Source organism: Microcoleus sp. OTE_8_concoct_300, assembly GCF_031383065.1.
Classification (GTDB): domain Bacteria; phylum Cyanobacteriota; class Cyanobacteriia; order Cyanobacteriales; family Microcoleaceae; genus Microcoleus.
In genome coordinates, this window is record NZ_JANMZH010000532.1 from 1 (window position 1) to 11922 (window position 11922).

General features: G+C 45.6%; 9 protein-coding genes and 1 pseudogene. 2 read left to right on the forward strand and 8 right to left on the reverse strand.

Translation table 11 applies throughout. The features are described 5' to 3' along the window. The first annotated feature begins 286 nt into the window (after positions 1–286). Positions 287–475, forward strand: coding sequence for a hypothetical protein (locus ACUVJL_RS24595; RefSeq protein ID WP_445248233.1), 189 nt, complete (start codon positions 287–289; stop codon positions 473–475). Positions 476–581: 106 nt separating this feature from the next. Here the strand turns inward: ACUVJL_RS24595 and nrdJ are convergent, their stop codons facing one another. Further along, positions 582–3986, reverse strand: coding sequence for a ribonucleoside-triphosphate reductase, adenosylcobalamin-dependent (gene nrdJ / locus ACUVJL_RS24600; protein ID WP_445248234.1), 3405 nt, complete (start codon positions 3984–3986; stop codon positions 582–584). Positions 3987–4268: 282 nt separating this feature from the next. On the opposite strand from nrdJ, the gene ACUVJL_RS24605 reads away from it, so the two are divergent. Beyond that, positions 4269–4406 (forward strand): hypothetical protein, encoded by a 138-nt coding sequence (locus ACUVJL_RS24605; RefSeq protein WP_445248235.1) that lies wholly within the window; start codon positions 4269–4271, stop codon positions 4404–4406. Between the two features lie 54 nt (positions 4407–4460). Here the strand turns inward: ACUVJL_RS24605 and ACUVJL_RS24610 are convergent, their stop codons facing one another. From ACUVJL_RS24610 to ACUVJL_RS24640, 7 genes and pseudogenes are all read right to left on the reverse strand, one after another. After that, positions 4461–4745: a hypothetical protein gene (locus ACUVJL_RS24610; RefSeq protein ID WP_445248236.1), complete on the reverse strand. Its 285-nt coding sequence runs from the start codon at positions 4743–4745 to the stop codon at positions 4461–4463. A 283-nt stretch (positions 4746–5028) separates the two neighbouring features. Then, complete coding sequence (locus tag ACUVJL_RS24615) at positions 5029–7191, reverse strand: DUF4394 domain-containing protein (RefSeq protein ID WP_445248237.1); 2163 nt, start codon at positions 7189–7191, stop codon at positions 5029–5031. Positions 7192–7872: 681 nt separating this feature from the next. Continuing rightward, positions 7873–9540 (reverse strand): hypothetical protein, encoded by a 1668-nt coding sequence (locus tag ACUVJL_RS24620; protein WP_445248238.1) that lies wholly within the window; start codon positions 9538–9540, stop codon positions 7873–7875. Between the two features lie 335 nt (positions 9541–9875). Then, positions 9876–10829 carry an ABC transporter ATP-binding protein gene (locus ACUVJL_RS24625; RefSeq protein ID WP_445248239.1) on the reverse strand — a complete coding sequence of 318 codons (954 nt, stop codon included), beginning with the start codon at positions 10827–10829 and terminating at the stop codon, positions 9876–9878. 260 nt (positions 10830–11089) lie between these two features. Next, positions 11090–11224: a hypothetical protein gene (locus ACUVJL_RS24630; RefSeq protein ID WP_445248240.1), complete on the reverse strand. Its 135-nt coding sequence runs from the start codon at positions 11222–11224 to the stop codon at positions 11090–11092. 234 nt (positions 11225–11458) lie between these two features. Then, positions 11459–11590: pseudogene (locus ACUVJL_RS24635) on the reverse strand (DUF6745 domain-containing protein); the annotation flags it as partial. Positions 11591–11613: 23 nt separating this feature from the next. Continuing rightward, the coding region (locus ACUVJL_RS24640) for a DUF6745 domain-containing protein (RefSeq protein WP_445248241.1) at positions 11614–11922 on the reverse strand (309 nt) is incomplete at its 5' end.

The following is an 11922-nucleotide window of genomic DNA, read 5'->3' on the forward strand; positions in this document are numbered from 1 at the left end:
ATTTTGCTTCCAGGTTGGATTTTAACCATTGCCCTTCAGTCTTTCCCTATTACTGGATCAGTCCCGGTTTCAACTCAAAATGAGTATATATCGCTGCAATCTTAGGTGGGTATTTCAACCAATTAAATTATAACATAAAGCTGTCCTAGAAGGACGGGGCTTGTATCCCAATTTCTTGGTCAGAAAGCCAGTGCGTCCCGGCTACCAACCTATCAGCACTGACTCTGGCTCCCATACGTATGGAGACAAGTTTATTATGCCTTACCAAGAATGACTTTACCCTTGGGTGCTGGTTCCTTTGCTGCCCAAAATGCAGCGGTTGACAGTTGGTCAGTTCCGCACTCGATCGGATGCGGACGGTCATCTAGAGATTCTCCGTCGCTTGCTTCCTGGCGGGAAATTTGCGGTGATATTTAACCCCGACCTGCTGGAGTCCCAGCAAGCTGACACTTGCTACAGAACATTCGATCGGTAATTTTCAAAGAACCCCTTCCCGGACACGGGGAGGGAGTGACAATTTTTTGTTGATCTGCAATTAAACATAAAAAAATCCCCCAAACGGGGGATTTCCTTCAACGCTATTACATAGCCTTAGTCTCCGGCATCAAACACTTATCGGAATCGCAGCCTGCGGGCCCCGAATCCATCATTTCACCCAAGTCATAGCGACTTAGTGCCGCATGAAAAACATCTATTTGGCGGCGCGCTAAACTCTCTTCCACCATCTTGGTGTAAGTTTCCTTGTTTATCGGTTCAAAGGGCAAACGCGGGAAAGTTTCAAGAGCATCAAACCTCGCCAAAAGCGCTGCGGAAATGTAGCCTTCATCATCGCGAATCGCTTCATAAATCCGCGTGCCCAAACTTTCCACTTCATTTTCGCGCAGTTCAATCGTGGCCGAAGTGTTATGTCTGACATAGAACTTTTGCACCTGCATATAAAAGTCCATTTGTGCCGCCGCTGAGAACTTGTTAATGTCAATTTCATCTGCTCCCGGCAAGTCAGCCCAACTTACCGCCACAGGTATTTCTACCAGCCATTCTGTACAGCGTTCATCGAAGGGATTGTTCAGCAAATTCCCGTTTTCATCCTTGTCAGATTGAGACGGAATCACGTTGTATCCGTAGTCGATGCAGGCGAGGGCTACGGGGTCGTTTTTGCCGAAAGTGATTCGGCGAATGAAACGCTGGGCTTTCGGCGGATGCCAGCCGGGAGAAGCACCTGTCAGCAGAGATTTAGTACCCGATGGTTGAACGGTTGTGCAGCGATTTGGGCGTTTTAAGGAATGGCGATCGCAATAATCCCATACTACCCGATTGACAATCTCGCGCCAACCACTCAAATACTCTTCTTCCCGCTGTTTAAAAGCAATTCCTTGCGGAGTTTGCGGGCGGCCTTCCCCCCACCAGCGCAGCCACTCAACGCCGAAAGCGTGAACGAAGAAATCGAACAATCCCGTGAAAGATACGCCGACAATCGGGTCTAGTTCGCGGCTGTATTGATAGCGGGGTTCAAGAAATTTGTGATTGAGAAGTACCGCGACAGATAGAGCCGCAGCCGTGAAAGCTTCCTCCTGTTCTTTGAAATTGTAAGGGTCAATTTGATTGAGGTGAACCTCAGAAAGATTACAGTGAAAATTGCTCCCCAAAATCTCCCCACAATTGTGGGTAATACAACCATTAGCGATGAAAGAATGAGTCAGAGGAACATGGAGATCATAAACTGTTTCTTCTCCGAACTCTTCTACAGTTTTCACTTTTGAAGTATATCGCTGTTTGACAATAGCTTCGCTATAATGCCTGGTTTGCGGTTTGATAGCAAGCTGCTCTAAACGCTGCTGTTTTTCGGGTACAAGTGGGAAGCCAACTAATTTACAGAAGTTTCTGGCACCCTCTCCTGAATAAATGATAATTCGCCAACTCCCTCGGTTCTTACTGACTTTCTCAGTTCCATCTTTCAAAGTATATGGAACTCCCTTACCACCTGGTTTTTGCTTTATTTTTAAACTACTTTTGATTCCCAAGTTCAGCAGCAATAACTGAACTTGTGTGAGTAATTCATGAGAACGGTTGCGAAGTTCTATGTGCCTTGATTTAATACTTACGGAACCGTCTGCACAAAATAATCCTTGAAGAAAACCAATGACTACCTCTTTTGATTGAGATAAAAATGTATTTGGCAAACAGTCTTTAGATTCAACTCCTAATTTTTCAAGGAATGACCTCATCAAAGGTGAGCCACTGTGAAAAGTATACACTCCTTTAACTAGACTGGGATTGTGGCTGTAGCCTGTCAAAGATTCAACGGCTTCAAAGAGAACAGGAAATACAGTTGGATATTCCTTTTGATTGATGTAGAATACTGCGTCTAAGCCTCTATATCCTTGGTAAATTGAACCATCTCCATACAACCAACCTAGCATTTGAGCTTGAGCGACTGCGATCGTACTTTTGCCAAAGCTTCCTTCACCTCTCTGAATGCAGATAGCAAGATCGGGGGTTAAGTCTTTGGTTGCAACCCAACCTCGATCGGTAAAGTGTTGATGATCGGCAGTACATCTCATCTGAAGCCCATTTTCTAGTATGACAGAATAGGTATTCTGTACACCCGTACAAAAAGCAATCGCATCGGTTAATTTTAATCCATCTAGTCCCACCGATCGCAAATCAACTAAGGCTTGGAAATGCTTGCCAACTAAATCTTTGATTGCTACTAATCCTTGGTCTGTTGAAACTAATGTATCCCCAGAATGACAAGGGTTTAATCCGTAGCGATTTAAACGGTGATTGAGTTCCGTTTCAGAGATTTGAGGACAATGCTTTTGCAACCAATGTTGACCCTTTCCAACAGCATAGGCTTTTAAAAATTCTGATTTGAGTTCAGAACTGGTTAAGATGTCACAGTTTGCTCTGGCAATAGCTTCTCCAGCCCACTGGATCGCACCCTCTCCGCTATAATACTGTTTGCGAACAGCATCAATACATTCTTCCAGCGTTGGTTTGTGATGAAAAACACGAGAGTGATTTGCCATTCTCAAAGCATCTCTTTCGGGATCGATCCGCCAATTGCCCTCAGCATCTTGTTGCCACAGATTATCTTTAGCATTTGCCCCTAGTTCGTCATCGAAAGAAAACTGACGAATTCCCGCGCTTCGGCGAATATTTCCAGCAACAATTGTCACCGCAGCTTCATCTATCAGCACGCAGCATTCAACTGAATTTAACTGCCGCCCTAAAGCTTTATTCAAAATTGTGGCGCAGCGCTGATAAAGGTCGGGCAATTTCACCGGATTTGCTACTCCTCCAAAACCTTTTAAAGGTTCTCCCACCGGGCGAACGTCGCTCAAATCTATGAATACTTGAACTTCTCCTGCAAATCTTTCATCTGTGGATAATTCCAGCAAACTTTGATAGGATTTTACCCAACCTTGGCGAGAATCTCCGACATAAATAGTTGCGGTTTTTTCTGCTATTTTTATTTCGGTTGCTTGACGGCGCAACTGGGCGGGTGTAGAGCCGATTTCGCCTTGCATGGTTAGGGTTAAACGGTTGCGAATCGGCGGCAGTTGGTTGATATATTGTGGTTCCAAGACTGCCCCAGTGCCGCAGCCCATCATTGCCAAATCCATCAACAAACCAAAGGAAGGCCAGTCGAGAATATTTGTTGAGGAGCAATTATATGCGCCGGAAAAATTCTCTGGTTGCTCGATCCATTTGCTGCCACCTACCCACAGCCAGCGGCCTGAAGCGAGGGTTTTGAGCTGGTTTTGCATCCGGTGCAGCAGTTGTGTTTCTTCCGGGGTGAGGTTTCCCAGCTTTTGCAGCCCCTTGACTGTTCTCACGCACACTTCCTCCCAAGTCTCCCTTCCCGTCTCGGTACGGCGGCTGTAAGTCCTAAAAAATACTGGATTGGCTGCGGGTGCTGTTTCGGGGAAATCGGACAGGTTGCGTTTCTCGCTGGCACTCGATCGCTCTAATTCTCGAACCATAGGTTGTGTACTGACGTGTCGGAATATATCAACAGACTACGAATATACAACAGGATTCAGATTTAGGGTGAAAGCTTGACAAATTTGACAATTTGCACTAAATATGGGGCATCGGTCGATTTGAGATTTGAGATTTGAGATTTGAGATTGCAGAAAGCGATCTTACTTCGATTTGGGATTTGACGATTTGAGATTTGAGATTTGAGATTTGAGATTTGAGATTGCAGAAAGCGATCCTACTTCGATTTGGGATTTGGGATTTGACGATTTGAGATTTGAGATTTGAGATTTGAGATTGCAGAAAGCGATCCTACTTCGATTTGGGATTTGGGATTTGGGATTTGGGATTTGAGATTTGAGATTGCAGAAAGCCATCTTACTTCGATTTTGGGATTTGAGATTTTCGATTCTGGAAAATGACCCTACTTCGATTGTGGATTTTCGATTTGAGATTTTCGATTGCAGAAAGCGACCCTAACGAGTCGTTAAAAACTCAATATTCGGTAACAGCGGGTCTTGAACAACCCCCACACCGTTAAATCCCCAACGTTCGAGTAGCGTTTTCACAGATGAACCGGAAATCGATTCTACTCCGAATCGATCGGCAACCTCAGCAGCGTGGGCGTTGAGATAACTCAAAGCGTCATAGTCTTCGCGAAACATCAGCAGGTAACTAACTGCCGCATCTGGATTGGGATAGGCACAGAGATATTTGCCGTCACTGCGGGAACGGAGCAAGTAAAAAACTTGAGATAACATCTTATCTTTGTTGTCAAAATAATATGTTACCTCAAATTTTGAATTTGGAATTGGGAATTTTGAACTTGTACTCTCGCGTAGCCGAAGTATTTGGAATTGCCCAAACGATTTTAGATTGACAATTAGGACTAAGGCCGACTGTCACATGACCATCGACTTGTAGCCAGTTGGCCTTAGTCCTGCAATTTGAGATTGTAGAAAACTTGACTTGTTTTCAATTTTCCACCTAAAAACTACATAATTGATGCCTAAAATCCATTTAAAATCGCTGGGAATCTAGCAGTTAAATCAAAGTCAGTGCTAAACCTTTAATCCCTCGCCCGTCACCAATTTGACCGACGATCGAAGCTTGACCGGTCGTCAAATTGATATTGTACAGGCCGGAAACTCCCCCAACCTCGATCGCAGCCAAAGCCGTCTCGTTACCGCCAAGACTCCTGACATCAAAGCCGAGAACAGTACCAGCATCAATTCCCAAAGACCCGATCGTATTCAACACTCCATTATTCGGCGGATCTTGGCGCACCAAAACGTCTAAATTGGTGTCAATTACAAACAGCGTTGTCGAAGTTGCCCCTGCAAAATTATTCACATAGGCAGCCCCCACACCCGCCGGAGAATTGCCAAAATTGCGATCGCCCGCAGCATAAGCCAAATTCGCGTCGAGTTGAATTCCCCCCGTCAGCGTGTCAAAATCGACAATTGCCCCGGTATCCGGGTTGAGGCGGGCGTTTTGACCGGCTTGATTGACAAACCGAATTCGATCGACCGTCGGATTGAAATCAAAACCAGCAGCCCCCGGAGTTAGGGGAACAGCAAACTGCCCGTTACCGACTGCAGTTGCAGCCCCAGTCACCGGATTGATCGCGTACAAGCGATTGCTAGAACCCACACCGTAAAGCACACCGTTAGCGGGGCGAAAATCAATTCCCAGCAAACTTTCTCCCGGCTGCAACCCCGTAACTGCCGCGTCGCTGAGAATCGCCCCCGGTGCCGCCTCGTTAAAACCGACAATTGTTTCGGCGCCATTTCTGACAGTTAAGGCGTAAGCTGTAGGCAAAGGCACAGCCAAACCGTTAATCTGTCTCCCGTCGGCAATTTGACCGACAAAGGAAGCTTGACCGCTACTTAAATTGATATTGTACAAGCCCGAAACGCCCCCAACTTCCAGCGCCGCCACCGCGACATCGCGGCCGCCAATACTCCGGACATCAAAGCCGAGAACGCTAGTAGCATCAACTCCCAAAGATCCGATCGTATTCAACACTCCATTATTCGGCGGATCTTGTCGCACCAAAACATCTAAATTGCTGTCAATTACAAACAAAGTTGTCGAAGTTCCCCTGGCAAAGTTGTTCACATACGCAGCCCCTGCTGCTGCAGGAGAACTTCCAAAATTGCGATCGCCTGCAGCATAAGCCAAAGAAGCGTCGAGTTGAATTCCCCCCGCCAGCGTGTCAAAATCGACAATTGCCCCGGTATCCGGGTTGAGGCGGGCGTTTTGACCGGCTTGATTGACAAACCGAATTCGATCGACCGTCGGATTGAAATCAAAACCAGCATCCCCCGGAGTTAGGGGAACAGCAAATTGCCCGCTACCAACTTGACTTGCTTCTCCGGTTCTCGGATTGACAGTATACAAGCGATTGCTAGAACCCACACCGTAAAGCAAACCGTTAGCGGGGCGAAAATCAATTCCCAGCAAACTTTCTCCCTGCTGCAATCCAGTCACGGGCAAATCTGAGATCACATTTCTCGGATTGGAAAGGCTAAAACCGACAATCCGATTAGTAGGAGTTAAACCATAAGCCGTTGTCAGCGGTGGAGGCGGGGGATTGGGAACAACGCTGCTAATATTATTAGTGAAACTTGCCTGGTTAATCGCACTTTGCCTCACCCCTCTGAGAGTAGCGAGAAATTCTCCTGTTACCCGGTCTTGAATAACAGTATCGTTTCCAGCTTCCAGAATATTTAAGTCGCTAAAATTGAGACCTCCCGCCAAACCGATTAAATCTGTACCGGGTGCAAAATCGGCGATCGCGTCGGCATTTGCCAAACTAACACCGCCGCTGGTACGGTTGGGGTCAGCCTCAGCGTAGCGCCTCAAAACAAATATGTCTGCCCCGTCTCCGCCTATCAGGATATCAGTATCTCGATCCCCCGACAAAACATCATTGCCGGAGTTTCCCGATATGGAATCGCTGCCTTTTCCGCCCACTAAAAAATCGTTATCTTCTCCGCCGTTAATAGTGTCGTTCTCTAAATCCCCAAAAAGCGAATCTTGACCTAAATTGCCATCAATTAAATCGCTTTGCTTTCCTCCAAAAATGCTGTCATTACCAGAGTTCCCCGCAATAATGTCATTGCCCATCAAACCAAAAATCAGGTCATCTTCTGAAGTTCCTGCTAGCAAGTTTGCTTGTGCGGTGTCTCTAATTTCGGCCATGCTCTCATCACCCTCGATATTTAATACTTCCGTTGCCTAACGGCGGCGGTATTCTCCGTCAAAATATCACAATTTCGCACTTTTAGGATAATTTTTCTTATTTTCTGCTGTAGGGGTTGGTTGCAATAAAAGTATTACACGCAGCTAAAATGATATATCAACCCGCCCTCTGATTCAAATAAACCCACTCCTCAATACAGATCGCTTGCCGTATTTTATAGTTTGGTGTGTAGCTGGCGGGCGATCGCAGCTCAACTGCAAACACGCAAGCTGAAATTTTTATCGGTGCGGACTTACAACCTATCCCAGGTTTATGAAGTGCAGCTTTAGACACGGCCGGGCAAGAGTGTCCCTACGGGGATTTATCGATAGCCTGGTGTACTTCATAAACCTGTAATCTGCTGTATAAAATTTTGTACTGCTTTCCTATAGTAATATGCGTTAAAGCTCTAATTTTGGCTCTGTCCTGTCATAAATTATTTTTCAACTTTAATCTTAAAGCCTCCGAAGGTGGGCTTTGTGTGTGTAGCGGCGACAACCATCGATGGTAGAAAATGGATTATAAATGCGGAATTGACATAATAAGTGGAACCGTCATCTGAAGAGGAGTTAAGGTTTCAGGCAGGGGTTTAAGCCCCTGCCTGAATCGGAGTTTCACGTTTGATCCCTTCCCTTGCTTTTTCAAGCTTTCAGCAGTGCTTTAGAAGCTGATTCCCCTGCGAGTTTGAGTTGCGATCGCAATTTGAGATTCAACAACACCAAGACACTCCACTGACTCAGTATGGAGAGCAAAATCGTATTTACTGATGCTGCCAGAAACGACGAAGACCAAAAGCCACCAAATGTTGAAGACAACCAGAGAATAGGAGCTTTTTCTGGGGTTAGCAAAAGCATAGATAAAAGCACAGGCGGCAACAAGAGAGCGCTGCCGACTGTCCCCACGGCCCAAATTTCCTGATTTCGGGTTTTGGTAAATAGGAATAGTTGGGTGATGGCTGCGTAAATTAGGATAAGATTCAGGCAGAAAATTACACCCCCAAATCCATTATTCTCACTTTTTTCTAACAGCGCCCAAGGTGTTAAAATTATTACTGAGCTGAGGAAATTGATTGCGATCGCAACTACAGCCGGACTTTTATCGCTCCAAATTAAATCGAGTAGTGGGTAGCGTCGCCACAGCTTCTGATTGCTGGGAACGATTTGTTTCCGATACCTCGCCCAATCGTACAATGATTGTCGGTCAGATGTTAAAGCTGCAATTAAAGCTAAGAACATCACCAAATTCAAGATAAGTAAACAGATGAAATTAGCGTAGTCTGGGGGGTCTGATTGGAGTGCAAAACCTAAAAATATTACCTGACAGCAGATAACTAGCAAATAACTTTGCCGCTTGCTCAAAACTGTAGCACTGGGATTTGGAAAGCGGCGCTGCCATCCCTGCCACATCCAGTAGGTTCCTGTACCACAAACCAAAAGACACAAAGCAATGCCACTCGCAATATTTGTACCCACTGGCGAGTAAAACCATTGCAACTTGTCTAAGTTTTCAACTAACGAATCGAAATCATCTTTATCAACTAGAAAAAGCTGATATCTCAGGATAGCAAGGGGAGACAAAAAATGTAACACATCCCCAGCAGCTCGCGTGAGCGGCAGCCAAGAAATCCCAAACACAACAAAAACCGTAGCGCTAGCCAACCAAGGTTGAAATCCTCCCAACCAACTGGTTGTCAATCCAAATAGCATCGCACTGCTGTAAAACAAAGCACAGCTAGCTGCAACCGCTATGTAGAAACATAAAATTTCATTCAGGGGTATTTGAGCAGCTAATCCAGCGTACAGGTGCAGGGGTACAGCCAGAATTGTTGCTAAATAAAGTAAAATTGGTACGCCAAGAATTTTCCCCAGAAAAATTGTTTTAGCAGACTGGGGACTGAGGCGAATAAAGTTGAGCGTCCCGCGGCGTTCTTCTTTGTCTAAGTCACTGACAAGCATATAAGTCCCTGCTACTAATAAAGCTAAGACGCTCAATATGCTCAGCAAAATGAATATCTCTAGCCACCACTCCCGCCAGTTAATGACAAAGTTGCTGAAGGCATCTCTGACGCAGATTTTTTCAGAGGAATGGGCACCATCTAAATTGCAAAATCTGTAATAGATGGGGTAAGTGTACTCCCCATTAGGAGGGGTAACGGGTATCTGGGCGCTGTAATACATGAATAGCAGCAGTTGACCGCTTAGGGAAAAGACCGAGGCGATCGCCATATTGCCAATATTCAAGCGGCCTTTGATTTCTCGAAATAACTGGGGATTCCAGTTGCCTATTTTGTCTGGTAAGTTGAGTGTCATGGGTTATTCGTGATTAGGAATGGGTGATGAGTTAGTTATAACTCACATCTTGCACCATTCTCAAGAACAGGCAAGATGCCTGTTCCACAAAGAGTGAATTTTATTGTGGAACAGGCATCTTGCCTGTTCATAAAAAGCTTATTGAGAATGGTGCAACATCTCAGTTATAACTCACTGTTAAACTATTCTCAATAACGGGATCTTCGGCCCGTTCCACAAAGAGTGAGTTTGATTGTGGGGTGGGCAGGAGAACCCGCCCATAAAAGGCTTATTGAGCATGGTGAATAACTCAGTTATAACTCACTGTTTATTCTGGTAAACAGGAAACTAGCAAATTAAGATGCTTGCTGGTGTCCCATCTTGAGGAAGATGGTTTCTAAGTCTTCTTGAGTGCAGTGGAATTCGGTTAGGGGAATGTTGGCCGCGACGAGTCCGCGTAATAAATTTGCGGCATCTTCCGGGCTTCCTGAAAAATCAACGCACACCTGTTGAGTTTCCGGGATTATTGCCCAATTTTCCACCCATGGAAAGTTTTTTAATTCCGATGTAAGCGCTTCTAATTTATTTCCTACAACCGACATGAAAATATGCTGGCGGCTGAGGCGTTTGTAAAGTTCTTGTAACGGTGCGCTTTCGACCAGATATCCGAGTTCCATGATACCAACCCAGGTACAAAGTTCGGCTAAGTCGCTGAGGACGTGAGATGATATGACTACGGTCATGCCGACTTCTTGCAAAGCTTTGATAATTTCGCGGAACTGCATTCGGGCGATCGGATCTAAGCCAGAAACGGGTTCGTCTAACAACAACAATAGCGGTTCGTGGATAATAGTTCTCCCCAAACTCAGGCGCTGTTTCATCCCCCGCGAAAGGGTAGAAATTAAGCTTTTGCGCTTGTTGGTTAGTTGCACGAGTTCTAAAACGGAGTTGATTCGCTCTCGGCGGCGCGGTTGCTGGAGGTTGTAGAGTCGGGCAAAATAGTCTAAATAATCCCAAACTGTCAAGTCGTCGTAGAGGGGAAAGTCATCGGGAAGAAAGCCGATGCGTTGTTTGAGAATCGGGTGAGATCGATCGCGCAATAACCTATCCCCGTTAATGTAAATTTCCCCTATAGTCGGTTCCTCAGCAGCCGCCAGCATTCGCAGCAAAGTAGTTTTGCCGGCACCGTTGGGGCCGATCAGTCCGCAGACTTCGCCTGCTGCTACTTGCAAATCGATGTCATTGACGGCTATATGGCGATCGAATTGTTTCGTCAGCCCGCGAGTTTCTATTGCTAGTTGTTTTGCCATGTTTGGAGGGTGAATGAAATTTTATCGGTGCATTCCTGGGAATAATAGGAGTTATATCGAGTCCGATTGATTTGAGGGGATTATTCGTGGGGGAGGGCGGGTTTATTTAACCTGTCTGCAAACTTTAAGCCTACTGGCGAACCCGCCCGTACAGCTAATGGAGAATGCTGCAATATCTCAGATAGATCCGATCCGTTATTACAAACGCCATGTCTTGTAGGGGCAGGTTCACCGACAATAATTGCCGAAAACCGACAATCTCATAAACCTGCCCCCGCCAGACGACAAATCGCTAATCTACCGGACACGATATTACCCATCAACACCAAAGAAACCGGGTTTTTGTCGTTTTTACGGGCTATAATATCAAATCCGGTAGCATCGGAATTATTCATCTCTGTATTCTCTCCCTCTGCGTTCTCTGCGCCCTCTGCGGTTAAATCATTCCGATGCAACCGGAAACGATATAACGAAGTATTCGCAAAAAAAACCCGGTTTCTGGCTACCCGTGCGTAAGTCCCGATCGAAATAGATGTCTACAGCTAGCCTAGCTCGTTCTTCCTGGAATTGTCATCTCGTTTCTGAAATTAAAACAAGGACATTCTCGATCGCTGAAATCCTTGCTAATATTAACTCTGCACGTAAAACTCCTCGGGATCAATATCCCAATTTACCCAGCCAATTGCCTCCCTAGCTGATGTCAGGTTAGGCGGCACTCTCAAAGCGTGAATGAATCCCGTACTCGGACAAGTCATTTTTAACCCACATTCCGCACCCTGAACTGTCACACTACGAATTTTCGGAGTTTGGCTAAATTGAATTGGCGATCGCAAGTCCAATTTCCCCCTTGTGTGTATAAAAAATGACCAGTTGGGTTCACAAAATTCCGCAAAAACCGATTGTGACAGTGGAGGGTGCGGAAAGTGGGTTTTAACAAACAAATCGGCTCGACATCGGCATTATCTATTTGTAATAGTGCATATTCCTGCCAACTATCTATTTGTTTTGCTTGCAACTCTTGAATTATGCGATCGTAACCAATTCCTTCAATTAACACTCGCCGAACTTCGGCATTCTCTTCTGCTAAAATCCA